This window comes from Sphingobium fuliginis (genome assembly GCF_015074805.1).
GTDB lineage: Bacteria > Pseudomonadota > Alphaproteobacteria > Sphingomonadales > Sphingomonadaceae > Sphingobium > Sphingobium fuliginis.
The window spans coordinates 676062-700795 of the sequence record NZ_CP060036.1; the positions used below are offsets into that span (position 1 = coordinate 676062).

Here is a 24734-nt window from a genome sequence, read left to right on the forward strand (position 1 = left end):
GCCTGCCTCTCCTATGCTTTCACGATATGCTCGATGGCGATCATGGTCGCGTAATCGCTGACGAACTCGGCCACGTCCGCCGTAATCACGGCGATGTCCTCCGGGCTTCTGAACAACCCGTCGCGCAGCGCCGCTTCGCTTGGAAAATGAAGATGGGCCATGCCGAACCAGGGAACCGCCGGCGAAAAACGATCCTGCACATAGCGGTTCATGCCGACATGGATTTCGCAGGCGAGCGGGATATGTTCGTTCCAGTGCCGTTCCACATCCTGTCGTGGCAAAGCTTCGATGGCGCGGATGAAGGAAAGCTGGGAAAGGCCCGGCGTGATGCCGATCGGCAAGCGCGCAGCCGCTGCCTTGCCGACGATCTGGGCGGAGGAGCGCACCTCCACGTCTTCCCAATCGGAGCGGATGCTGTGGGCATCGAGCGCGGCGTCGGACCAAAGTTCGATCACCGCATCGTAAACCGGCGGCGTCGGAACACCGCCGGGCTCAGCCGGAGCATTCAGCCCTTTATGCACGACGATCCGCTCGGCCGCCTTGGCCCAGGTCTGCGCCGCGGCCCATTCGGGCGCGGATGCGGCCATGACGGACCGCGGTCCGCGCAAAAGGATGACCCGCTTCATCTTGCCCTCTCCCTGATCGCTCTTGCGCGACCGACTCGCATTTAATAAAATAAACGGTATAGTTTTATTTCGATGGAGCAAGCGTGCCCGGCGAAGACATCACAAGACCGCGCCGGGGGAGGCCGACCAATGCGGATGCGCCGGTGCGCGAGGCCGGACTGATCGAGGCAGCGGCGCGCGCCTTTCTGATGCACGGCTATGCCGGCGCGAGCATGGACCATATCGCCGCCGTCGCCAGGGTCAGCAAGGCGACAATCTATGCCCGCTTCAACAACAAGGCCGCGCTGTTCGAGGCCGTCGCCCTCCACAGCGTCGCGTCCATGCGCAGCGATGTGCGAAGCATCGCGACCGAGGGGCGGGAACCCGCCGGGGTGCTGACGGACTTCGCCCTTCGCATCACCGGCGAAGTGGCGGAGGCGGAGCGGATCGCCCTGCTCCGTCTCGCCATCGCCGCGAAGGAACGCTTCCCCGACATAGCCAAGCGGCTGCACGGCCATATCGCTGATACGGTGGCGCCGATAACCGCCTATCTCACCCATTTGCGGGAGGCGGGGTACGAGATCGACGATCCCGCCCAACTGGCCCAGCACTTCATCAATCTGGCCAATGGGGGGCTGCGTTTCCTCCTGACCGACGACTTCACGGACGAGGCGTTTCGGCAGCAATGGGCGACCCGCGTGGTCGCATTGTTCCTGCGAGGGATAGAGCGCTGAGCGGCAGACGGCATCCATGTCGATAGGGACATGCATCAAGCATGCATTGTTTACGCGCTTCTCCCCCCTCCGATTGTCGACCTCGCGCTTTTCTGAGACGTCTGGGGGCGAGTGGGCGAGTGGGCGAGGAGACGGCATATGAGGCGCTGGCTGATCACAGGCATTTCGAGCGGCATCGGCGCGGCGTTGGCGAAAGCCGCTCTGGCGCGGGGCGACCATGTCACTGGCGCCGCCCGCGACGCGCAAGCGATCAGCGCATTCGAAGCGGAGGGCGCAGGCCGCACCAGGGGAATCGTCGCGGACATGAGCGATCCCAGGCAGGTTTTGAGGCTTGCATGCGAAGCGCTGGCGGCCGGGCATGTGGACATATTGGTCAACAATGCCGGGCAGAGCCTGTTCGGCGCGGTCGAGGAGGTCGATCTGGATGATGCGCGCGGGCTGTTCGAGGTCAATTTCTTCAGTCCCTGGGCATTGACCCAGGCGCTGCTGCCGCATTTCCGCTCGCGCGGATCGGGCACGATCGTTCAATTGTCGTCGGGCTGCGGTCTGAACGGCACGCCCGGCCTCGGCGCTTACTGCGCGAGCAAATTCGCGCTGGAAGGCTTGACCGAAACGCTGGCGCTGGAGGTTGCAGCCCTGGGCATCCGCACCATGTTGGTCGAGCCGGGCGCGATCGCCACCCGCTTCATCAGCCATGGCACGCGCGAGGCGCAGCTCCGCATTGCCGATTACGGCTTTCTGTCGGGGCAGGGCAAGACGGTGCTGGACGGCTATTACGCCACCGCCGCCAGCCCGCCGGAAGCGGTGGCGGAGGCGATATTGGCGGCGCTGGACGGCGAAACGCTGCCCCTGCGCCTGCCGGTGGGAGAGGATATGCGCGGGGCGCTGGCGCAAAAGGCATCGGCGCTGGCTGCGCTGGCCGGTTGACGATGCGGCACTGAAGACTGCGCTATCGCAAGGATTTTCAGTTCGTCAGGATGACCTTGCCGTTCAATCCGCCCGCATCGACCAGCCGCTGCGCTTCCGCCGCTTGATCGAGCGGCAGGATGCGGGCGATGGGCACGGCGATCCTGCCCTGCGCGACGGCGGCGCCCAGACGGACGGCGTCGGGACCGCTCGGGACGACCGCGAAAAATTCTGGCGCAGACGGCAATTCGTCGCTCGGGATCGGCGTGGTGGCGGCGGTCAGCACCCGGCCGCCGGGCTTCAGATGCCGGCAAAGCGCGCCGACTGCTTCGCCGCCCACAGTGTCGATGACATGATCGAAGGACGCGCCGCTCCAATCCTCCTTGCCCAGGGCGATCACATCGTCAGCACCCAGAGCGCGCACAGCCTCGACATGAGCGGCGCGGACGGCGGCGGTCACATGGACGCCCCGCTCCTTCGCCGCAAACAGGGCGAAACGGCCGACGGCGCCCAGCGCGCCCGTCAGCATCAGCCTCTGGCCCGCCTGAAGGTCCAACCCGCGTTCGACCATCTGCAATCCGGTCAGGCCAGCGGTAGGTATCGCGGCGGCGGTCGGCAGATCGAGGCCATCGGGCACCGGCGCCAGATGATCGGCGGCCACGGCGACCTGCTCGGCATAGCCGCCCTTGCGAAACGGATCGAGCATGCCGAAGACGCGGGCGCCGGGCGCAAAGCCCTCCCCGCCGATGACTTCGCCCGCCACGTCATAGCCCAGGACATGAGGGAAACCGACAGGCGCGAAGCTTTCGAACAGGCCCGCCCGCCATTTGCCGTCCGCCGGATTGACGGCCGCGGCCAGGATGCGCACCAGCGTTTCCCCCTGCTTGGGCTGCGGTGGCGGCAGATCGGCAGGTTCCAACACCTCCGGGCCGCCATGGCGGTTGATCACGATCGCCTTCACCCCTGCATCTCCTTCATTCGGCCAGGATCATCGACGCGCTCCGTTGGCGCTGATCTTGTGGCGAAGCCGGGCATCGGCGGGAAGCATGTCAGGCGCAATCATCACGTCGGTGATTAGGGTCTTAAGGTGCCAGCGGCTACTCTCCCGGCACAATTGATGGGAGCAGGATATGCAGAGACTGAAGGGCAAGGTGGCCGTCGTGACCGGCGCGGGCCGCAATATCGGCCGGGCCGAAGCGATGCTGCTGGCGGAGCAGGGCGCGAAGGTCGTCGTCAACGATCTGGGCGGCGGCCCTTATGGCACGGAGAGCGGCGACGCATCGCTGGTTGAAACCGTCGCGCAGGAGATACGCGACGCGGGTGGCGAGGCGATCGGCCAATATTCCAGCGTGGCGACCCGCGAGGGCGGCGAGGCGGCGGTGCAGGCGGCCATCGATGCCTTCGGCCGGATCGACATTCTGGTCAACAATGCGGGGATCGTCCGCCCGGCGCGGATAGACCGGATGACGGACCAGGACTGGAATCTCTGCATGGACGTCAGTCTGACGTCGAGCTTCTTCACCTGCCGCGCCGCGGCGGCGCATATGATCGCGCAGCGGTCCGGCGTAATCGTCAATACGGGGTCGCCATCGGGCTTCGGCCATTGGGGCATGGCCAATTATTCCGCCGCCAAGGAAGGCCTTCTGGGCTTCACCCGCACCATTGCGCGCGACCTGGGGGAATTCGGCATTCGCGCCAATCTGATCCGCCCGGTGTCGCATCTGACGGGCACGCATACGCCGGAAATCGACGAGACCATCGCTGAATCGGCGCGGCTTGGCATTCCGCTGCTGTGGAACAAGCCGATGGCGCAGCCGCGCATGACCGCCCTGCCCGCCCATGTCGCGGCGCTGGTCGTATGGCTGTGCACCGATGCCGCCTCCCATGTCAGCGGGCGGGACTTCTACATCCAGGGCGACGAAGTGGCCCTGATCCCCGAACCTGAAGCGATCCGCACCAGCATCCATCCCGGCGGCTGGACGCTGGACGCGTTCGACGAGCAGGCGAACCGCGACTATCTGTTCGGCTCGATCCAGAACCGGTTCGTGCGAACGCCTGATCCGGTTTAAAGCGGACCAAGTGGCGGGGCGGCATGATCGACCGCCGCCCAGCCGAAACGCGGCGCGGTGGCGGCGTTATTCTCCTCCGCCTGCCATTCGACCGGATTCACCATCCAGTAGAACAGGCCATAGACGATATGCGCGCGGATGGCGCGCCATGCCTCTTCCTCGGACGGCGGATGGGCCACGCCATGGCGGGCCAGCGCGGCAAGATAGCCCGCGACCAGATCCCTCTCCCAAGCCCGCCGGTCCAGCGGATCGAGCGCGGAGATGTAGAAATAGGTCACGTCCTGCGCCCAATGGCCGCGACGCGTGGTCTGCCAGTCGAGGAAGCCCGGCCGCCCCTCGCGGGTGAGATACATATTGCCCAGATGCGCGTCGCCATGGATGACGCAACGCGGACCCTGCTCCCCGAAAAGGCGCAATTCCTGCAGCGCCGCATGAACCCCCTCCCGGTCGCGGCAAGCCGCCGGAATGCCGAGCGACCGGGGCAGCCCCATATAATGCGCCCATGTTTCGGGCTGGAGCTGACCGCGCCCGAAATCGCCCCAGGCTTCGTCCGGCAATGGATCATGGCGCATCAGCCAGCCAAGATCGCCATCGTCCTCCAGCGCGGGACTGTTCCACCAGCGCGCGTGCAACGCGGCCATGTCGTCCAGGAAAGCGGCGGCCTGATCGCGGGTCAGCGGCTGCTGCACGCGGCAGATATGGGCGCCGGTCGGTCGCAGATCCTCCATGACCACCATCCCCTGATCGGCATTCGCCGCGGCGTAGAGGATTTGCGGCAGCCCCAGCAGCAGGCGCGGCGCCAGCTCCGCGAAAAAGCGCGCCTCCGTCTGGTAGCAGAATTTCACCAGCTCCCGATGCTCGGCAAGACCCGCCTTGATGCACAAGGCCCGCGGCAGGCCATGGCCCCGCCCGGCGTCATTATAGGTCGCCGTCACCATCATCTTGGTGCCCGTGCCCCAAAGGATTTCGTGGACGTCGAGCCTCTCGACCCGCGTTCCGGGATAGCGCGGTGCCAGAGCTTCGCCCAGCCAGGAGGCGGTGACGTCTTCAGGGACCAACGGCAACCATGGTTCTTTCATGCAGCCTCCTCCATATGCAGCTTCGATAATAGGCAGGCGACCAGATGCCCGACGAGCGTTTGCAGCAAGACATGCCCTTCCCCGTCATCGCAGCGCCGGCGGGGAATTCGGCGTCCATGGAGCGCTTGACCCCGGCGGAAAATAAGGTTCGCTTGGGATGGTCCGGCAGATCGCAACATAGCCTAAGAAATCCCGCCCAGGGCTGAGGGAGCCGCCGACGCGCCCGGTGCCGGCCACAGCCGTTCCCGGCCATCCGCGATCGGAGCAAGACCCTGCTTCACATTCCCTTCACGCCCTGAAGAACCAGTCTGACGATGGCGGCGACGTCCATGTGCAGATTGTCCGTACCCACCAACAGGCGATGCATCGGCGCCAGCACGGCGAGGTCGTAGAGGAAGCAGGCGGCCCTATCCGGATCGCGTACACCGCAATTGAGGAGAGGCTGGCGCAGCATGGCCTGCGCCTGCGTCAGCCCGTTCCGGTTCGCCGCCAGTGCCAGCGCAGGCAGATTTGTCGCCTCCGCCACCAGCAACCGGTACATGGCGAGCGCATCCTCGTCCGTGGCCATCGCGTTGAGGGCACCGACCATGCGGGTCAATATCGCCTCATCGCTCGCGGCTTCGCGGCCGATCCGCTCGATCATGGCGAAACGGCGGGCGATGAACTGCTCCAGAACCGCTTCGAGAACCGCGCGCTTGTCCGGAAAGCCGGCATAGAGGGTCCTTTTCGACATGCGCGCCAGCGCGGCAATGGCGTCCATCGACGTGCCGGAAAAACCCTCCCGCCGAAACAGATGCGCCGCGGCGTCGAGAATGCGGGAGCGAGCGTCCAGCACATCCAGTTGCGGGGGCATGACACGCCCGACTATCGCATCATCGTCGGCCGTCACGGCTGCTGGGTCAGATCGGGGTCGAAGTCTTGCCGAATGGGTCATGACCGGTGTTCGTCCCTCATGCCACGAAAGCGAGCGGCAGGCCCGGCCCCGGGCGAACGGCCGCGCAGCAGCCGACCCGTTCCGGCTGCCGTGATCCAGACATCCCGGCCATTCTCGGCGCCGAAGGCGATGTTCGTCACCATGCGATCATCGATCGGCATGTCGCCGCGCAGGCCGATGGCGGGATCGACGATGGTGATACCGCCTCGCCCAATGGAGACGATGCAGACATGCCCGCCCGCCTCCACCGCGAAGCTGTCCGGCATGATGTGGCCCGACGCCGTGGCGGCGACTTCGCCGCTGAGGCGCCCATCGCCCAATTCCACCACCAGCGCCGATCCATCGGAAAGCGCCACCGGCCTTTCCGGAATCAGAAGGCCGCTTGCCATGACCTCCACGAACCTCTCCCATGCCTGCTGCCCTGTTCGACAGTCAGGTAGAGAGGATCGATCCCGTTCGGGCAACGGCTTTCACACAGGCGCCGACAATGCATCACAAGTCCGTACGACCGGCCTTATGGCGCCGGGACGTGCCGGCTGTTCCGCGGGATGTTTCAGTGCTGCGGACGGATGAACATGGCGGTGCCGTGGTCGGATGCGACATAAACGGGATCACCGATCTTCACCAGTTGCGGGATTTCCTCCAGCGCCAGCGGCATGCCCGTCAGCCGTCCTCGGGTTATCCGGCAGAAACTGTCCTCATCGATGCGGAAGGTGCGCTGTTCCCCCTCCTTCGTTTCCACGGCGATGGCGCAGGCGTCGAGCGCGGCGACCGTGCCGACGGTCGGGATATTGCCCGATTTCGGCATGCCGCGAATATCCATCGACAGGCGGAAATGGCGGTCGGACCGGTTGGCAAGTCCGCTATGGGGCGTTTCCAGGCTGAACACCAGCAGGTCGCCGGGTTGGTAGAGGGCGCGGCACCAGGCATCGGCCGGGATCACATCGTCGCCTATGCCCTGGGGCGGCCGGGGAAAATCATTCATCCGGGGACGGTGCAACCCTTCGGCAACAGCCAGGCCGCCCGTCTCCTCATCGATTGGAGCGAGCGGCATCCAGCAGATTTTCAGTGGCAGCCCCTTGTTGTTGGGACCATCGCAATGGACGAAGTTGAACCGCGAGTCCGGCCGACCCGTGCCCGGCGGCAGCGCGTGATATTCGGTATTGGGCACCCAGAAGACCTCTTCCCCGAACAGCTCCTCGAAAAAGGCGCGGATCGCGGGCTCCGCGACGAATTGATCCCGCGGATAGCGCGCCAGCAGCGGATCGGTGGCCGGCGTGCCGTCGTTGCGGATCGGAAAATCGTCGAGCGGTGCGCCATTATACACGGCCGCGTCGTCGCGCGCAGGGTCGACGACTCCCAGGTCGCGCAAGACATCCAGGTAGACGGCGCGCAACCGGCCGACAGCATCCCTGTCCAGCACGTCGCGGAAGAACCAGTAGCCGTCCCGATCCCATGCGGCATCCAGCGCCGCGCGATCGCCCAGCAGATGATTGGCGGTCCTGAGCTCGCGCATTGGCGGGGTATCAGGCGAGGTGGAAGTAATCATGTCGGCCATGTCCGGTCTTCCCATAAACGTCGGGCCAGGCCGACCCGCATCCGTCCCGCGAAACAGGACGGATGCAGGGCAGCCGCCCCTTTTTTCAGAAATGATAGCGCAGGGTCACGCCATAAGTCCGCGGCAGGCCGGGCGTGTGGCTGGTGTAGCCCAGGCTGTCGAGGTTGATGAGCAGGAAGTCGTATTTCTTCTTGGTCAGGTTGTTGACATAGAGGGCGAGGTCTAAGCCCGATCCCATGACCCGGTTCCAGCTCGCGTCCAGATTCACCAGATTATAGCCCTCTGCATCCGTATAGCCCGGCACAACCGTATCGTTCCCGACATAATCGTCGGTATGATAATAGCTGATCCCGATGGACGCATCGCCCTGAGAACTGTCCAGCGGTGCGAGCAGCCGCGCGCCCAGCGTGTAGACATTGCGCGGCGCGCGGGCGAAGGGATCGTTGCTGTGGTCGCTGCCGTCCGGATAGATGAACTTCGTGAACTTCGCGTTGGTATAGGCATAGTTGGCCGACAGTTCCAACATGGACACCGGACGGAACAATATGTCCGCTTCGATGCCCCAGATGCGCGCCTTGCCCGCATTGGTCGTGACAGTGGTGGGGGGCAAGGCCAGCGGATCGGTCAGCAACCGCTGGATGTCGTTATATTTGGCGTAATAGGCGGCCAGATTGGTGCGCAGGAACATGCCGCCCATGCGCCAGTCGGCCTTCACCCCCAATTCGACATCGTCCACCGTTTCCGGCCTGAAGGTCCGGCGCAGCCCGGCCTCGGTCGAGGCGCGGGCGCCGAAGCCGCCGGTGCGGTAGCCATGCCGGTGCGCAAGGTAGATCAGCTTGTCCTGCGCGATCTTATATTCCAGGCTGAGATTGTAGGTGACTTCGGAAAAGCTGTCGCCCACGTTCAACTCGCACTGCGAAAGCGGCACGGCGGTTTCCGGCGTCGCGGGATTATTGTCGAGGTCGCGGGTGAAACGGCATGCGGTGGCCGTGCGATTGCGGATCGTCGCCTCGCGCTTGTCTCGATTGTAGCGAACGCCGGCCGTCAGGCTCAGGCTGTCGTTGAAACGATAGGTGCCCTGCGCGAAAGCGGCGAAGCTGCGGTTGCGGCCCGCCACATCGGTATTGCTGAACGCAGCGGTGGGATAGCCGAAAATATCTTCCGGCTCGACCAGGCCCGGATCGACGCTGCCGACCGTGGAAAGACCCTGGTTGCGACCCTTTTCCCAGAAATAATAAAGGCCGGTGATCCAGTTGAAGTTTTCGGTTTCGCCCAGCAGTTGCAGTTCTTCCGAAAACTGCGCGGTCCAGTCTATCCGCTGCTGTGGATGCAGCGAATTCATGCTTCCATCCATATCGTCGAAGATGTTGTCCTTGACGTGACGATAGCCGACGATGTTCTTGACCGTCAGCATGTCGTTGAGCGGAATGGTCGTGGTGTTGGCGATGTCGTGCGTCTCCACCTTGGTGAAGATGTTCGATCCATTGGCGATGCGATAGGGGCCCCGCGCCTGCTGTTCGGCGAGCAATTGCTCCAGCGGGCGATAGCCACGCGCCGCGCGGACGGCGGCGCCGTTCAGCGATCCGGTGGAACGGACCTTGGCGAGAAAGCTTGCCGTGCCGCCATCGTCTTCGTGAAAATAATTATAGACGGTCAGCGATTCGACGCCGCTGTCGTTCTTCATCAGCACGGAGGCGCGCACACCCTCCTGCGCGGTGTCGTTGACGTTGCGGCCCAATATCTCGTCATAGACGAAGCCGTCGTCGCGCTGACGCTGGCCGGCGACGCGCACCAGTATATTGGGCGACAGGGGCACGTTCAGCATGCCCTCCACGATGAAGGTGTCCAGATTGCCGTAGGTGACGCCGACGCGGCCTTCGAAATTGTCGGTCGGCCGGTTGGGACGGATGATGATCGCGCCGCCGGTCGTGTTGCGGCCGAACAGCGTGCCCTGCGGCCCGCGCAGCACTTCCACCGATCCTATGTCGAACAGCGCGCCATTGACCCCCTGCGTGCGCGCAAGCACGATGTCGCCCATATAGGTGGAAACGGACTGGTCCGCGAGCAGGGTTAGTTCCTGCTGGCTGAGGCCACGGATCGCGAAATTGGGCAGCGAACGGCTGCCGCCCTGTCCGGGAACCGACACAAGGCTGGGGACCACGCGGCTGAGGCCCGCGACATTCGAAATATTGGCGCGCTCCAGCGTAGCGCCTGACACCGCACTGACGGAGAGCGGCACATCCTGCAACCGTTCCTCACGCCGCCGTGCCGTTACGACGATGTCGTCACTGCCGAAGGCGGCCTGCGCATGCTGGAGTTCCTGTTCGGGCGCCGCCTGCGCCGATGCAATTGCCGGAGCCGCTGAAAGCAGGCAGGCACAGGACGACATCCAGAAACTCGAGATTTTCATGACAACCTCCCCTGAAACATTGATGTTCGCTTTTGTTGTGAAATCGTGACCGCCTCGCCGCCGGGCCGGTCGGTTGCCTCGTCACAGCAGGCCGCGTTCCTCCGACGTCGGCAGATCTTCGGGCGATATGCCGGCCTCGCGCATGGCCATGATCACCGCTGTCTGGGCAGAGGCGATGCAGGGGAAACCGACATAGGGCGTCAGTTGGACCAGCAGCCCTTCCAGTTCCTCCACCGTCAGGCCATTGGCCAGGCCGATCTTGACATGGTTTTTCAGCTCCAGCGATTGACGCGACGCGATCAGCGCGGAGATGACGGCTATGCTCTTTTGCTTGCGGTTGATGCCTTCATGCCGCCAGGCATCGTGAAAGGCCCAGCCTGCCGCCATGCGGGTAATATCCGACCCGAAACGGTTCGATGTCGCGGCTTCGTTGAAGGCGCCGCCGAAGCGTTCGCCCATGACGCCAGTGATGAAGGCGACGCCCGATTCCTGTTTTTCATCCAGTTGGCTCATTGATTCGGTCCTTCTGTTCCCGCGTCGGCCGCCAGTTCCGCTTCGGCCAGGAAATGCGCGGCAATGGGGCCGATCCGCGTGACGCCACCGTCCACGGGCAGCAGAACGCCGGTGATGAAGCGCGCATCGTCGCTCGCCAGAAAAGCCACTGCCCTGGCGATGTCCCAAGCATCCCCTTCGATGCCCAGCGGCGCGATGGCCCGCCGCAATGTACGCAGACCTTCGGGCAGCACATGCATGGCATGGGGCGTCATGATATGGCCGGGCGCAACCGCGTTGACGCGGATGCCATCGCGGCCATGCAGGACGGCGATTTCGGCGGCAAGTTGCGCCATCGCCGCCTTCGACGGGCCATAGGCTATCGATCCATGGGCCCGTATCCCTGCGATGGAGGATATGTTGACGATCGATCCCCCGCCCGCCGCCTTCATGGCCGGTACGGCATGACGGATCATCAGCATCGCGCTTTTGAGGTTGACGTCGATGACCCGCGTCCAGCCGCTCTCGTCCGCCGCGTCCAATGCAACGGGATCGGATATGCCGACATTATTGACCAATATGTCGAGCCGCCCGGTATGCGCGACCGCCTGCTCCACGAAATGGCGGCAGTCGGCATCGACCGTGACATCGCCGGCCAGCGTGAAGGCCTGTCCACCGGCAGCATCGATGCGGCGGCGCGTTTCCTCCGCGCTTTCCCTGTCGCGGTCGACCAGCGCGACATGCGCGCCCTCCCCCGCCAGCAGCATCGCGATGGCGCGGCCGGTGCCGATGCCGTCGCCCTGGGTCCCCGCGCCCGTGACGATGGCCGAACGTCCCTTGAGGCGTGGATAGAATTTAGTGGGTTGCGGCATGGATCAGGCCCGGTCCTGCCTGGGCCCATCACGTGTCGGAAGACATGAAAATGCCGTCTCCGGCGCGCCTGTTGCGCGCCCGGCCATTTGCTCGATCATGCGAAACTCTCCCAATGGCCAAGTCCATGGCCTATTTTCTATGCATGCATCATGCGACTCTCCTGGCACTGGCGTCAGGTGTGGTTTTGACATCATGACGGGGGTAAATTACCATCCTGTATGGCTCGCGATATTGCAGTGATCGGATTTGACGGCGCATGTCTCGCCAGTGTCGGCTTGTTCCTGGATCTGTTCGGCCAGATGCGCCTGCGCGTGGCCGATCAGTTTCGAACAAGAGACGACATCGGCATGCACACACGCGCCAAATTGTTGGGACCAAGCCCAAGGCCAATTCAGGTCCTGGGCGGATGGAAGTTGCAAGTGGAAGATGGGCTGGAGGCAAGGCCCCATCTCTATATCCACGTGCCCGACTTCTATTGTCCGGAGGAAGAGACGCCGGAATATCTTGCCAAACTCCATTCCGTAATCGACTGGCTCCGCAGTCAATATGCAGGCGGCGCGCATCTGTCCGCCACTGGGCGGGGAATAGAATTGTTGGCGGAGGCCGGGCTGACGGGCAATGGGCCCGTGCCGGTGACGCGAGGCGCAGCCGCGGAATTCCGCAGGCGTTATCCGCATATCCGCGTCAACACGACGGACCCCATTGCCGAAGTCGACCGGATCATGATGGCCCGCGGGATGACGCACGAAATGAGCCTGCTCACCCGCCTGATCGGCAGGCTGTTGTCACCGACCATGGCAGGGACGCTGGCGGACGCGATGGGCATGGAATCGGACCGGCCCGGCCTGTCGGACGATCCCCTGGTCGCAGCGGCGCAGATGTGGCTTTCCGAACGGGCGTCGCGCGGGCTGCATATCGGCATGCTCGCGACGCATCTTGCGGTGAGCCCGCAGACACTGATCCGCCGGTTCCGCGCGAAGCTGGGCATGACGCCGCGGGACTATCTGCGGCTGGTGCGGATGCGCAGCGCGCAGTCGCAGCTACGCGATACCGATCGCCCGGTTTCGCAGATCGCGACGCTGATCGGCTATAACGATCTCAAATCCTTCCAGCAGGCGTTCCGCCACCATAGCGGGATGAGTGCGAGCCATTATCGCGCCCTCGTCCGGAACGGCGGCGATCCGCTTCCCTCCCCATCCGGCGCGGTGGGCGGCTCCGATTTCGCGATGCCACTGATATTGTGCTGAAGCTGCGGATAATGCGTGCGAATGGGGGACCGGCAGATGGCCGATCCCCCGATCGATCAGAACTGGACGCGGAATTCGCCGCCCATCGTCCTTGGCGGTTGCAGATAGGTCGCTGCCTGGGGATAGGGCTGCGACGCATTGAGCGCATTGCCCGCCGGGAATAGCTGGCCCAGATCGACATGGTTCAGCAGGTTCTTGACCCAGAAGGCCAGTTCGCCCTTCACCCCGTTGCCAAGCGGGATTTCGGAGATGCCCGTGCGCATATTGATGCGGTTGGTGAAAACGCCGGGATTATAGCGCGGCGAAGGCGAAGCAGCGGTTCCGGTCGAATTGACCACCGTCAGCAGCTTGTAGGGCGCGCAACATGTCATTTTCGAGCTGCGCGTCCAGTCGAAATGGATGTTGAAGACGCCGGGGTCGAGCGGCCGGCTGAAGTCCACGGAAACGGAGCCGGCATGTTTGGCCGCGCCTACGCCCAGCAGTTGGAGGAAGGATGCGCCGGGGTGGGCCGCCATATCGGCGGGCGATACGACCAGGGCGCCGGCACAATTGCCGGCCGGGGCCGCCGCGCACGGACCCGACGACAGGATGCTCGTCCCATTGGGTTTGAACGTGGTCAGTGTCCGCGGATCGATCCCGATCAACCGCTTGTTGCTGTCGACATAGGTATAGTTCGCCGCCAGGCTCAGCCCCGGCACGATCCGGGCGCTCAGTTCCACTTCCAGCCCCTTTGCCCTGTAGGGAACGGTGACGTTGAACGTGTCGGAAATGCTGGGGTTCGTTGCCGGGCTGGTCTGAATGGATTGTTGCTGATCCTCGACCTTATATTTGAAGGCCGCGATGTTCAAGGTCACGCGCCTGTCGAACCATTGGGACTTCATGCCGATTTCCCAGGACTTCAAAACTTCGGTGCCATAGGCGGTGAACACCTGCGAACGAACATTGGCGCCGCCATCCCGGAAGCCGGAGGCATAGCGGACATAGGTGTTCATGTCCTCGGTCAGCTTGACCTTGGCCGTGAAGGCGGGATCGACGCGCTTTTCCTTCGCCTCGTTGCGCAACTGCGTCGGCAGGATCACACCGTTGAAGATGTCGCGCCGGGCCCTCTTGGTGTCGTCGCTGTAACGCAGGCCCGCGGTCAGTTCCAGCCGCTCTTCCAATATGGGTGGCGTCCAGCTTGCCTGACCGTAGGCCGCATAGGCGTTCGTCTTGGAAAATTGGCGGATGAAGCCGCCATTGGGCGCGAAAGGACTGTAATAGGGGGCGCGGCTGGGGCCGCCGCCCGGCGTGCAGGGCGCGCCCGCTATGCCCGCCGGACAATTGGTGGAAAAGCCGGAATCACGTTCATCCTGCACATCTTCGTAGAAATAGATGCCGCCGACCGTGACGTTGAAGCTGGACGTCGTGTAGATCGCCTGAAGTTCCTGGCTGAAGACCTTGGAATCCAGATAATTGCTGGCCCATGCCTGCACGGGCGACGTTCCCAATGACGTAACCGCCCCGCCATAGTTGATGGAGCGACGCAATCCGGTGATCGACTTCAGCGTCAGCGCGTCGCTGGCGCCATAGGTCAGGTTCAGCACATGACCGCGATTCTTCGTGATGAAATAGAGCGAGGGAATCGCGAAGGGCGCACTGTCGGGATATTTGTCGAGATCGAGCGGAAACTGCTGATAGCGTCCTCCATCGGTCGTGAAGATCGTGGCCGGGCCTGTGGGCGGCACGGTGATGCCGCCATTGGGGTTCTCGATCGTGCCGATATTGGGAGACACCAGGATTTGCGGAAAGGCCTGATCGTCCTTTGCCCAGACATTGTCATAGGCATAGAAAATGTTGAGATCGCCGAAATCGCGTTCCACCGCGACCCTGCCGCCATAGGTCTTGAGCTGACGGAAGTCCCTGTCATAGTCTCCAGTCTTCCAGTGAAAGGATGAATAAGGGCTTGAAACGGGGGTTATGTTTTGCAGGAGAGCGCTCTTGACGTTCCGGAAATACCCACCCCGCTTGCGGTACATGCCCGACAACTGAATACGGAATCCCGCGATTTCCGGCATATCTAGACGCCCCTTGAGCTCATAGGCATCGAAATTGCCGATGCCGGCGCGGAAGTCTCCTCCCAGCACGCCGCTTGGCCGGCGGGAAACGATCTGCACAACGCCCGCCTCCGCATTGCGGCCGAACAACTGTCCCTGCGGCCCACGCAGCACCTCGATGCGTTCAGGCGTGATAAGGTCGAGCGCGCCGCCCTGGGCTCGCGGAATGTTGATGCCGTCGATATAGAAGGCCACGGCATTGTCCTGCGTGCCCTGGGACGCGTCCGATGTCCCATAGCCGCGCATCTGGAGCGCTACCCCGGTCTCAGTCCCGTTGAGCGGATAGGAAGTAAGACCGGCGATCTTGCCCGGCCCCAGATCATTGAGATTTTCGATACCCCGGCTGCGCAGCGTGTCTCCACTCAGCGCGGTGACGGCAAGCGGCACTTCCTGCAGTCGCTGTTCGCGCCGTGTGGCGGTCACGACGATGTCTGCATCTCCAGCCGTGGCGCGGCCGCCCTGATCCTGCGCGCTGGCAAGAGAGGGCATGGACAGGGCGGACAGGGCCGCACTGGCGAAAAGAAGCTGCTTTTTCATGGACGTCTCTCCCTATGATTTTGTTCTATGAGCGAGCGATGCGAATGCGCCTCCCGAACGGTTCCAAGGATGCATGGGAACCCGGCGCGGGTGATCCGGAGCAGGCGGAATCATGCCGAGACAAAGAAAGCACCTGCCCGCATCGCAAATGATGAAGCAGGCGGATCATGTCCGGAAATATGGCCAGGCGCCGCGCAGATCGCATCGTCCCTCCCCTTCGGACAGAACATCCGCCGTTCTCGCGGTCTGGATGCCGGCGGCTTCAACCGCCTGTCCTTGATCCGGCATATCAGCGCCAGAACGGTGCAAGGCTAACTACGGCGCATATTGCATGCAAGTGCGCCTACATAGATCGTATTTGTGATCTCTCCGACCATGGCCTCGGATGGAAAAGCCGGTTCAAGGCTCGATCGAGTTTTTACAGCGGTTGGGCACCAACAAGTGGCGGCTCAAAGCGCATCTGCGATGATCAGGCTGAATTGATCTGTGAAGACCCTGCGACCTTCCGCTCAATCGACCGCGAAGCGCCGGTCATAAGCAGCCTGGCGGCGCGCGATCTGTGCCTGCCTTTGCCGAGGCGTCACCTTCGCAACCGCTGGCGGCAAAGCCTCCCCAAGCCGCGCCAACGCCACTTTCCGGCTTTCGATCGACGGGGCTTCCGCATCGGGATCGGGGAAGCCCTGCCAACGGTGCAGGACCAGCACATCATGCAGCCCGCATGGATTCAGCCAATTATGCACGCCCGGGTCCGCCATGGAGAGGACATAGGTGAAGCGTCCGTCCGCATCCGGCGCCATTTGCGCATTGGTCAGGCTGATCTGCCTGTCGCGATTGGGCAGGCTGCGCAACCACAGGTCATGCAGGACGATGTCGCGATAGGTTGCGCCCGCCGCATTGGCCGTGATGATGACCGCTTCATCCTCGCGCAACGTGAAGTGGCCCAGGCTGCCCTGCTGGGTCACCAGTCCGCCCACAGACCCCGCTCCCTCGGGCGGCGTCATCATCTGTGGGCCGTTGAAGAACAGACGCTGGGCATAATAGGCATAGAATACATCGGACAGGATATTGCGAATGGCTGTAGCGGCCAGTTCATCTTCCGTCAGCGGGGGTCGCGTCGGCGGGTCGAGCCTGCGCACCTGCAACGCATCGGGCTGCTGCCGTTCCCAATCCCCCATGGAATCGCGGATGAAGAGATAGAGCGTCCCTGCCGGTATCTGGAGATGATTCCGCCGTTTCCCGGCAGGCATATCATCCAGGGTGAGCCTGTACCGGCCGTCCCCGTCAATCTCCATGTCAAGTTGTTCGAGCGATGCCAGCGTCGCGGACGTGGTGCTGTTGCTGACCAGTTGGAAGGTGACGTAAGTGGACGGTTCGACCTGCCTTTGCCCCGTCAGTTCATAGCGTCCGCCTGCCGCGACGGGAATGATGCGATAGGCGTTGTTGGGATTGTCTCCACCCCATTTCGCGCCGGGCACCTTATGTCCGAACCATTGGCCGCCTTCACTATATACACGCAATATGCGGGGATGATTGGCATCCGTATTGGCGGCAACCAGCGTGCATTTGAAACAATAATCGGAAACATGGTCGTCGAACAGCGCCATCTGGTCGGCAGGCATGAGCCTGTCCGTCACGCGCCGCCACATGATCTCCGCACGGGCGCGAGCCGCCCTGACGTCCGGCCGCTCGAACAGTCGCATGGCGAGCCTCTCGAGATCGCGCTGGTCGACATTGGCCACCGGATTGGCGGCGGACAGAAAATAATCGCCAGTGTCAAGGGGCATCACATCCTTCTCCCATGCAGGCCGGCTATCACCAACAGGATCGACCATCCTATAGAACGATCGTTCTTATATCCGGCTTGAAGCCGCCAATCCATGGAGATATGATGCACTTGGTAAACTAGTTCCGTCAAGCTCTGGCTTCACCGCGGGGCGCGACGCCAATATCTTCGGACCCGAGGCATCCGGTGGCTGCTCAGGCCACTGCCCCCTCCGCCGCATCCGCCTCTCCGCTTTCCTTCGCCTTGGCGGGCATGCGCACCAGCGGATAGAACACCTCCTCCGCCCAATGGGGCTGCGCACCGGGCACGCCATAGCGCCAGGGCCGCCCCTGCGGAATGTGCAGCGTTCCGAAAATCCAGTCGAGAAAAGCGAAGGTGACTGCATAGTTGCGATAGGATGCGCCGTCCTTGCCATAGCCATGATGGCTATGATGCATGCCCGGACTGATCAGCAGATGCTCGATCGCGCGGAACATGGTGCCGAAACGCGGATGTCGCCGGATAGCGTCATCCCAGCGAAAATGGCTGTGGGTGATGAGGTTCCAGCAGAAGATGGTGAGAATGACGAGGCCCACCGCGATCCCCTGCCCCAGATAGACCGCAAAGCCCGTAATCCATGCGGTCGGCACGACGAACGACCAGAACAGATTGATGCGCTGTGTCACCAGCACGTTCATGTACCGCCCCGCATGATGTGTCCGGTGTATCTTCCATAACCAGCGAAGCGCCGATCGGCGCTGCCCCTCATGCGCCCACCGATGTCCCCAGTAGAAGGCGAATTCCACCAGCAGGAACAGGCTGACATAGGAGGGCAGCAAGGGAAGGTGGGCGAGCGCACCCTTCCCCTGCGGCAGCAGCAGCGCGGCCGCGCCAGCGATCAACAGCCCGGCCAATATTCGCGTGACCAGCGGATTGAGCAGGGCGCACAGGCCGAGCACCAATATATCGTCGCGACGATAAATGCCGCGATGGCGGCCCATGAGAATTTCCGTTGCCAGGACGATCGCCGTCACGGCAAGCACCGGACCATAATAGGACATTGTTTCTCTCCTTGTCCGGCAATTTAGGCTGGCTTCGGGGAGGCTTCCAATTCATTGACAGTATGATTTCGCTGAGTTCAGCACATGGACATCCGTAAACTTCGCCATATCGTCGCATTGAGTCAGGAACGGCACTTCGGCCCGGCCGCAGACCGCCTTGGCGTGACGCAATCGGCTCTAACGCGCAGCATCCAGGCGGCCGAGGCGGAAATCGGCCTGCGCCTGTTCGACCGCGGGCGCGATGGCGTATATCCAACGCGCGCCGGCGAAGCGCTGTTGGCTGACGCGGTGCCGCTGCTCCGGCAGATGGAGAATCTTGAACGCAATATGGCGCTGCTTTCCGACCGCGGGTTGGAGTGGGCCCCTGGGGTCGGACAGGTATCAGGCCGCGGATTTGACCATAGTTTTGGTGTGTAACTCCTCAAACTGCACCGGGCTCAAATAGCCCAGAGCGGAATGCAGTCGGCGTTCATTGTAGACGCGGTCGATGAACGGTGGAAGATGGGTGGCGACATCCTCGAAAGTCTCGAACGCCATCGGGTAGACCGCCTCGACCTTGAGCGTTTTCATGAAGCTTTCCGCCTTGGCGTTATCGTAAGGATTTCCGCGCCGGCTCATCGATCCGGTAATGCCATTGGCTGCCAGCAGCGCACGGTAGGAAGCGGCTGCGTACTGGGATCCACGGTCCGAATGATGAATGAGGCCCGGTGAGGGCTGCCGACTTGCGATAGCAGTTTCAAGCGCGGCAATGGCGAGGCGGGCATCGATCGACCGACCGATGGCATAGCCAACCACCCGCCTTGACCATGCGTCTAGGATGATCGCCACATAAGCAAAGCCACTCGCAATCGCGACATAGGTCAGATCTGCGACCCAGAGCTGATCCGCACCTGTCAGAGCGACGTCCTTTGCCAGGTCCGGGAAGATCGGCAGATCGTGATCACTGTCAGTCGTTGCGACATATCTCCGCCGTCTCCGCGGCTGAAGGCTGTGTTCCCGCATCAAACGCTTGATGCGCTTATGATTTGCGCAGATGCCCTGGTGCTGAAGGGCCGCCCGTACGCGTCGCCAGCCATAAGCCTCAAACTCATCGCAGATCGCCATGATTGCGGCCAGCAGATCGGCTTCGTCAACCCGCTTCACCCGCCCATGATAATAGGTTGAACGTGCGATACCCATCAGTCTGCACCCCTGGGAGACGGAGATGCCAAGGGGCCGGTGATGACGGATGTAGTCCCGTTTCTCGGCCGCGGTGCGCTTTGCAGAGCCCCCTTTAGAAACTCCAGTTCGAGAGCCTGCTTGCCTACCAGGCGTTCCAGCGCGGCGATGCGGGCCTCATATTGCTGGATGAGATCAGCCGCTTGCGCGTCATCGTCGAACTCGCCCGCCTCATACTTCTCAATCCAGACCCGGATCAATTGGCGAGAAACGTCATGACGCTTGGCCAGCCCATGCAATGTTTCGCCGCCCAGATATTCCTGAACGACCTGACGTTTGAACTCCATGCTGTGGGAACGGTGTCGCATTGGCTTTTCTCCAAAAGCCAAACCCACGGTCAATCATTATGGTCCCACCTGTCCGACCCCAGGGGCCCACTCCAGGTCGGGGGAAGTATGTTGCGGTTTCGGCCCCCTCGCCGCTGCATTGCTGTTGGAGACCATGCTGTCCCATGTCGCCCGCGATCATGGCGGCCTGAGGGTGCGGACGAAATTGGGCGATGTCGGGGAACTCCAGGCGTTGCTCCAGGAAGGGGAACTGGACTTTGCCGTCCTGGCCCATGTCCTTGTGGAAGACCGGCCTGACCTCAGCTTCAGGCGCATTGGCCGGACGCGGTTGGGCGCGTTGGTGCGGCGCGGCCATCCCCTTGCCGGCCGCACGGTGGGGGAGGAGGACATCGCAGGCTATCCCATCATCGGCGGAACAGGCGGCAGCCCGATCTACGCGCCCACGATCAGTTGCGACAATTTCGAGATTGCGGGCTTGGTCACGCTGGCAAGCGACGCTGTCTGGATCACGGCGGAGGCTTTGGCCGACGATCGATACGCGCTTATTCATGGTCTGCCAGTCGCTCAGCCGCTGGAGTTGGTGGTGGCATCCCTCGCTCGACGCACATTATCGGTCCAGGCGCTGTTGCTGATCGATCTGATCGTCGCGGCCCTGCGACACCGATCGGCCTAGAGCTAATCGACATTCAGAAGATGACGAGCCGAGCCGAAGGCCACCGAAGGTAAAATGGTGGTTTTCCGTGACCCGGCGCGCAGCCTACTCAAAGTAGGTGAGCACCGGAAGCACGGAAAAGCGTCATTTGCAGGCCATCAGGGCTGAATGTCGATTGGCTCTAGGCGGAACTGCCCCAGTCGACCCGGCTTTGCAGGAACTCCGCCACGGCGCGGACGGCCTGACGCTTCATGCGATCCTGGGGAATGAAGAGCTGGACGTCGACGCTTTCCCGGTTCCACTCCGTCAATACCGGCTTCAGCAGACCCGATGTCAGTTCCGGAGCGACCAGCATTTCCAGCGTCTGGGCTATGCCGACTCCGGCGACCGCTGCGGCGGCTATGGCGTCGCCATGATTGAAGGTGGCGACGCTGGCTGGGCGTAGCGACCGCCGCTCCTTTCCGCGAACGAATCGCCATTGACCAACCGGCCGATCGACCGTGGCGTAAAGCACGCAATCATGATCGTGAAGATCGTCAGGCGTCACCGGTTCGCCGCGACGCGCCAGATAATCGGGCGAAGCCACCTGCACGAAACGGGTACGGCCCAGATTGACGACTTCCCCCTTCCCTTCCGCCGGTACGCCGACGCGGATGAGCAGGTCGAACGCTTCGGGCCGGAACATCATGGTGCGGTCCCCGACGCTAAGGTCAAGGACGATGCGAGGATGAAGGGCGCGCAACTGCGACAGGGCCGGCACGACGAAGCGCAGGCCGATCGCGCCCGGCGCGTCCAGCGCGACGCGGCCACTAGGGCCCATGTCGCTCATCCGCATCCGGCTTTCGGCCTGTTCCACCGCTTCCAGAATGGATCGCGCTTCTTCCAGAAACAAATGGCCCTGAGGGGTGAGGGCGAAGCGGCGTGTCGTCCGGTGGATCAACCGCGCGCCCAGCCGGTCTTCCAGCCGGGCCAGATGGGTGGAAACCATGGTCGGGGAAAGAGCCAGCCGCTCCGCCGCACGGACGAAGCTGCCCGAATCCACGATCGCCACGAACACTTCCAAACCCGTCAGCCGATCCATGATTATCTCTCATCATTGCATAATGTGTCTCGAACTGTGGTGATTATCCGCTCAGATAGCAATGCTAGAAAGAGGCGACTTCAATAATAAGCTGAGAGGAAGCATGGCCTATCCGCGCCTGTTCGATCCGTTCCGGATCGGCAATCTGACGCTCAAGAATCGCATCGCCATGGCCCCGATGGAAACGCATCTGGGCGAACCCGACGGCGGCGTGAACGAAGCGATCATCGCCTATTACCGCGAGAGGGCGCGGGGCGGCGCCGGCCTTATCATCACGGAATTCACCTGCGTCGACGCGGAAACCGGCTTCAGTTCCAACGTGCCGCAATTGCGGTTGGACAATGACCGGTTCAAGGCCGGTCACGCGCGACTGGTCGCCGCCATTCACGCGGCCGGAGCGAAGGCGGTCATCCAGATTTCGCACGCGGGGCGGCAGACCAAGGAAAGCGTGATCGGCCGCCAGCCGGTCTCATCCAGCGCGATTCCTCTTAACAGCATCTATATGAACGCCGTGCCCCGGCCGCTGGAGGATGAGGAAATCCACCACATCATCGGGCGTTATGCGAATACGGCGCGGCTCGCCATGCTCGCGGGCTATGACGGCGTGATGCTGCATGGCGCCCATGGCTATCTGATCCAGCAATTTCTTTCCCCGCTGATGAACCATCGTGACGATGAATGGGGCGGCGATTTCGAGCGCCGGCTGCGCTTTCCCACCGAAGTCATCAAGGCGGTGAAGGCGCAGATCGGGAACAAGCCGCTAATGTACCGGATGTCCGTGGTGGACGGCGTTGAAGGCGGCATCACCATCGAGGACAGTGAGAAGATTGCGCCGCGTCTTTGCGAAGCCGGTGTGGATGCCGTCGACATCAGCTGGGGCTTTCTGGAAAGCGCCCATCTCATCCTGGAGCCGATGTCGGTCGAGGAAGGGGATCGCCTGCCCTATGCCCGCCGCATCCGGGAAGCGACCGGCAAGCCGGTAATCACCGCAGGCGTGATGCGCTGGCCCGACAAATGCGAGCAGGCAGTGATCAATGGCGACACCGACATCGTGTCGCTGGGTCGCGCGCTGCTGGCCGATCCGATGTGGCCGATCAAGGCGCAGCGCGGATTGGTCGACGACATCCGGCCATGCACCTCCTGCAACTGGTGCATTCGCGAACTGGCGCAAAGTCGGTCGGTCGCCTGCGCGGAAAACCCCCGTTGCGGCAAGGAGACGGAAGCGGAACTGGAGCGTTTCGCCAATGGCCTGAAGGCGGCGGTGATCGGCGCGGGCCCGGGCGGCATGGCCGCGGCCCTGCTTCTTGATCAGGTCGGCTTTGCCGTCACCCTGTATGAAAAGCGCCAGCGTCTGGGCGGCAATCTTATCACCTCGGCCGTTCCTCCCGGAAAGGACAAGCTGTTCTGGTATCATAAATTCCTGCTGAACCGGGTCGAACGCAGCACCATCACCGTGCGCGCCGGGACGCAGGCGACGCGGGAGGTGATTGAAGAGGACCAGCCAGACGTCCTGATCCTCGCCAATGGTTCGCGGCTGGCGCCGCTTGACCTTGCGAGCTGGGGCAATTTGCCGACCGCGCCAGCCTATGAAGTGCTGATGGGCGAAACGGATGTCCCGCCATCGACCCCTGAACGGCCGATCGTCATCTATGGCGGAGGTGAAACGGGAACGGAGACAGCGGAATATCTGGCGCAGGACGGGCATCATGTGCTGCTTGTCACCCGTTCCGACGCCAAGTTCCTCGCCCGCAACGCCGAAGTGCTTTACCGCGGCGCTCTGTTGCAGCGGCTGCATGGCAATGCTGCCATCCGCATTCTCGACAACACGACGCTGCATGCCGTCGATGGCGAGCATGTCACGCTCTCCGGCGATGGCGCGCTGACGGATCAGCCGGCCGCGGCCCTGCTGCTGGCCCATGGCCTGGTGCCCGACAGCGAATTGCCGGACGCTCTCACCGGTCTCGACATTCCGATGATCCGCATCGGTGACGCCGCGCAGGTTGCGCGGATCGGTGAAGCGGTGCGCGACGCCTATCGCGCGGTGCAGGATCTGCGCCGCCTCATCCTGCAACCGGAGCCGATCGCATGCTGAACATCGCCACCACCATCGAACGCCGCCCGCTCGACGCACCTTTCGGACTGGAAATCGTCGGCGCGGACCTGACCCGCGATCTGGACGGCGCGACCCGGAAGGCGATCCATGATGCATGGATCGACGCGGGAATCCTGCTCTTCCGCGACGTCCGCAACGACGACATGGCGCAGATGCGCCTCAGCACCATCTTCGGGGAAATGGAACCCGCAGCCACGGCCGATCTGAACGATCCCGTCAATCAGTTCATGATGACGCTGGCCTATGATCCGCAGGACCCCTCGGGCCGACCCAACCCCTTCTATCGCGTGGATGGCATCGATCGCGCAGGCTGGCTGGGCTGGCATTGGGATCAGAGCTTCATGCCTACAATCGTGCGCGGCGCCGTGCTGCGCATGACGGAACCGGCCCGCACCATGGGGGAAACCGGCTTCATCGACGCGATCCAGGCCTATGACCGGCTGTCGCCGGACATGCAGAAACGCATCGAGGGGCTGGAGGTCGTTTACGAATTCAACCCCGATTTCTGTTCCGGTCAATTCGGCTTCCCCACCGACATAGAACGCCTTGACGTCGGCGCGACGGTCAAGCCGGGATCGCATTACAATTTCCCGCCTGTCGTCCATCCGCTGGTGATCACCCAGATGGAAACGGGCCGGAAGGTGCTGAAACTCTCGCCCATGCATGCCCGCTATGTGCTGGGCATGGAAAGGGCGGAAAGCGATGCGCTGCTGACAGAGCTGGCGGCACATCTGGGTGATCCAGCCCATGCCTATTTCCACAAATGGCAGGAAAACGACATGGTCGTCTGGGACAATTGGCGGATCGTGCATTCCGCCAATGGCGTTCCGCTCGACTGCAAGCGCAGCGCCCGGCGCACGACCATTGCCGGCGACTATAAGGTCGGGCGCTATCTCGACCCAACACTCGATCGGGACCGCGAAGTGAAGCGGCTGGTGGACTGAACGATGGCGGAGCCGTTACTGACCGGCGCGACGATGCCGGTCAGCGACGATGGCCATGCATCATGGATATGATCTATCC

23 protein-coding genes are annotated in these 24734 nt (G+C 62.9%); 8 read left to right on the forward strand and 15 right to left on the reverse strand.

Annotation, left to right across the window (positions count from 1 at the left end):
- Nucleotides 1-11 precede the first annotated feature (11 nt).
- On the reverse strand, nucleotides 12-707 hold the full coding sequence (locus H5V43_RS19245; protein ID WP_193666821.1) for an EthD family reductase: 696 nt from the start codon (nucleotides 705-707) through the stop codon (nucleotides 12-14).
- A gap of 2 nt (nucleotides 708-709) precedes the next feature.
- Here H5V43_RS19245 and H5V43_RS19250 point away from each other — a divergent pair, with 2 nt between their 5' ends.
- Together H5V43_RS19250 and H5V43_RS19255 are read left to right on the forward strand one after the other, a co-directional pair.
- Complete coding sequence (locus tag H5V43_RS19250) at nucleotides 710-1339, forward strand: TetR/AcrR family transcriptional regulator (protein ID WP_025550580.1); 630 nt, start codon at nucleotides 710-712, stop codon at nucleotides 1337-1339.
- Between the two features lie 138 nt (nucleotides 1340-1477).
- Entirely contained in the window at nucleotides 1478-2266 is a 789-nt protein-coding gene (locus tag H5V43_RS19255) for an SDR family oxidoreductase (RefSeq protein ID WP_025550582.1), read from the forward strand.
- A 37-nt stretch (nucleotides 2267-2303) separates the two neighbouring features.
- Here H5V43_RS19255 and H5V43_RS19260 read toward each other — a convergent pair whose 3' ends face one another.
- Nucleotides 2304-3206 (reverse strand): NADP-dependent oxidoreductase, encoded by a 903-nt coding sequence (locus H5V43_RS19260; RefSeq protein WP_025550584.1) that lies wholly within the window; start codon nucleotides 3204-3206, stop codon nucleotides 2304-2306.
- 169 nt (nucleotides 3207-3375) lie between these two features.
- On the opposite strand from H5V43_RS19260, the gene H5V43_RS19265 reads away from it, so the two are divergent.
- A complete protein-coding gene (locus H5V43_RS19265; RefSeq protein ID WP_025550586.1) occupies nucleotides 3376-4314 on the forward strand; it encodes an SDR family NAD(P)-dependent oxidoreductase in 939 nt (312 codons plus the stop codon).
- On the opposite strand, the gene H5V43_RS19270 is transcribed toward H5V43_RS19265, so the two are convergent.
- The 7 genes from H5V43_RS19270 to H5V43_RS19300 form a co-directional block, all read right to left on the reverse strand.
- Complete coding sequence (locus tag H5V43_RS19270) at nucleotides 4311-5393, reverse strand: phosphotransferase (protein ID WP_025550588.1); 1083 nt, start codon at nucleotides 5391-5393, stop codon at nucleotides 4311-4313. The genes H5V43_RS19265 and H5V43_RS19270 overlap by 4 nt on opposite strands.
- Before the next feature lie 277 nt (nucleotides 5394-5670).
- Entirely contained in the window at nucleotides 5671-6282 is a 612-nt protein-coding gene (locus H5V43_RS19275; RefSeq protein ID WP_025550590.1) for a TetR/AcrR family transcriptional regulator, read from the reverse strand.
- A 41-nt stretch (nucleotides 6283-6323) separates the two neighbouring features.
- The gene (locus H5V43_RS19280; RefSeq protein ID WP_044660654.1) at nucleotides 6324-6716 is read right to left on the reverse strand and encodes an SMP-30/gluconolactonase/LRE family protein; all 393 of its coding nucleotides are present in this window, start codon (nucleotides 6714-6716) and stop codon (nucleotides 6324-6326) included.
- A 164-nt stretch (nucleotides 6717-6880) separates the two neighbouring features.
- The gene (locus tag H5V43_RS19285; RefSeq protein WP_025550594.1) at nucleotides 6881-7885 is read right to left on the reverse strand and encodes a phytanoyl-CoA dioxygenase family protein; all 1005 of its coding nucleotides are present in this window, start codon (nucleotides 7883-7885) and stop codon (nucleotides 6881-6883) included.
- Nucleotides 7886-7970: 85 nt separating this feature from the next.
- A complete protein-coding gene (locus tag H5V43_RS19290; RefSeq protein ID WP_025550595.1) occupies nucleotides 7971-10295 on the reverse strand; it encodes a TonB-dependent receptor in 2325 nt (774 codons plus the stop codon).
- 81 nt (nucleotides 10296-10376) lie between these two features.
- Complete coding sequence (locus H5V43_RS19295; RefSeq protein ID WP_025550596.1) at nucleotides 10377-10808, reverse strand: carboxymuconolactone decarboxylase family protein; 432 nt, start codon at nucleotides 10806-10808, stop codon at nucleotides 10377-10379.
- The gene (locus tag H5V43_RS19300) at nucleotides 10805-11659 is read right to left on the reverse strand and encodes an SDR family NAD(P)-dependent oxidoreductase (protein ID WP_025550597.1); all 855 of its coding nucleotides are present in this window, start codon (nucleotides 11657-11659) and stop codon (nucleotides 10805-10807) included. The genes H5V43_RS19295 and H5V43_RS19300 overlap by 4 nt, the downstream gene beginning before the upstream one ends.
- 420 nt (nucleotides 11660-12079) lie before the next feature.
- Here H5V43_RS19300 and H5V43_RS19305 point away from each other — a divergent pair, with 420 nt between their 5' ends.
- Nucleotides 12080-12907 (forward strand): helix-turn-helix domain-containing protein, encoded by an 828-nt coding sequence (locus tag H5V43_RS19305; RefSeq protein ID WP_025550599.1) that lies wholly within the window; start codon nucleotides 12080-12082, stop codon nucleotides 12905-12907.
- 56 nt (nucleotides 12908-12963) lie between these two features.
- Here the strand turns inward: H5V43_RS19305 and H5V43_RS19310 are convergent, their stop codons facing one another.
- The 3 genes from H5V43_RS19310 to H5V43_RS19320 all read right to left on the reverse strand — a co-directional run bounded on the left by H5V43_RS19310 (nucleotide 12964) and on the right by H5V43_RS19320 (nucleotide 18360).
- Nucleotides 12964-15537, reverse strand: a complete 2574-nt coding sequence (locus H5V43_RS19310; protein WP_025550601.1) for a TonB-dependent receptor — start codon at nucleotides 15535-15537, stop codon at nucleotides 12964-12966.
- Nucleotides 15538-16046: 509 nt separating this feature from the next.
- A complete protein-coding gene (locus H5V43_RS19315; RefSeq protein ID WP_025550605.1) occupies nucleotides 16047-17321 on the reverse strand; it encodes a hypothetical protein in 1275 nt (424 codons plus the stop codon).
- A 193-nt stretch (nucleotides 17322-17514) separates the two neighbouring features.
- Nucleotides 17515-18360, reverse strand: a complete 846-nt coding sequence (locus H5V43_RS19320) for a sterol desaturase family protein (protein ID WP_025550607.1) — start codon at nucleotides 18358-18360, stop codon at nucleotides 17515-17517.
- 84 nt (nucleotides 18361-18444) lie between these two features.
- Between H5V43_RS19320 and H5V43_RS19325 the strand changes: the two genes are divergently transcribed.
- The gene (locus H5V43_RS19325) at nucleotides 18445-18777 is read left to right on the forward strand and encodes a LysR family transcriptional regulator (RefSeq protein ID WP_025550609.1); all 333 of its coding nucleotides are present in this window, start codon (nucleotides 18445-18447) and stop codon (nucleotides 18775-18777) included.
- Here the strand turns inward: H5V43_RS19325 and H5V43_RS19330 are convergent.
- Together H5V43_RS19330 and H5V43_RS19335 are read right to left on the reverse strand one after the other, a co-directional pair.
- Complete coding sequence (locus H5V43_RS19330; protein WP_146032627.1) at nucleotides 18742-19590, reverse strand: IS3 family transposase; 849 nt, start codon at nucleotides 19588-19590, stop codon at nucleotides 18742-18744. The two genes, H5V43_RS19325 and H5V43_RS19330, sit on opposite strands and share 36 nt — an antisense overlap.
- A complete protein-coding gene (locus H5V43_RS19335; protein WP_037484504.1) occupies nucleotides 19539-19886 on the reverse strand; it encodes a transposase in 348 nt (115 codons plus the stop codon). Before H5V43_RS19335 ends, H5V43_RS19330 begins: the two co-directional genes overlap by 52 nt.
- On the opposite strand from H5V43_RS19335, the gene H5V43_RS19340 reads away from it, so the two are divergent.
- The gene (locus H5V43_RS19340; protein WP_193666822.1) at nucleotides 19864-20538 is read left to right on the forward strand and encodes a substrate-binding domain-containing protein; all 675 of its coding nucleotides are present in this window, start codon (nucleotides 19864-19866) and stop codon (nucleotides 20536-20538) included. The genes H5V43_RS19335 and H5V43_RS19340 overlap by 23 nt on opposite strands.
- Before the next feature lie 160 nt (nucleotides 20539-20698).
- Here H5V43_RS19340 and H5V43_RS19345 read toward each other — a convergent pair whose 3' ends face one another.
- Complete coding sequence (locus H5V43_RS19345; protein WP_025550700.1) at nucleotides 20699-21598, reverse strand: LysR family transcriptional regulator; 900 nt, start codon at nucleotides 21596-21598, stop codon at nucleotides 20699-20701.
- A gap of 103 nt (nucleotides 21599-21701) precedes the next feature.
- Between H5V43_RS19345 and H5V43_RS19350 the strand changes: the two genes are divergently transcribed.
- Nucleotides 21702-23690 carry an oxidoreductase gene (locus H5V43_RS19350; RefSeq protein WP_025550698.1) on the forward strand — a complete coding sequence of 663 codons (1989 nt, stop codon included), beginning with the start codon at nucleotides 21702-21704 and terminating at the stop codon, nucleotides 23688-23690.
- A complete protein-coding gene (locus tag H5V43_RS19355) occupies nucleotides 23684-24655 on the forward strand; it encodes a TauD/TfdA dioxygenase family protein (protein ID WP_025550697.1) in 972 nt (323 codons plus the stop codon). The genes H5V43_RS19350 and H5V43_RS19355 overlap by 7 nt, the downstream gene beginning before the upstream one ends.
- Nucleotides 24656-24734 lie beyond the last annotated feature (79 nt).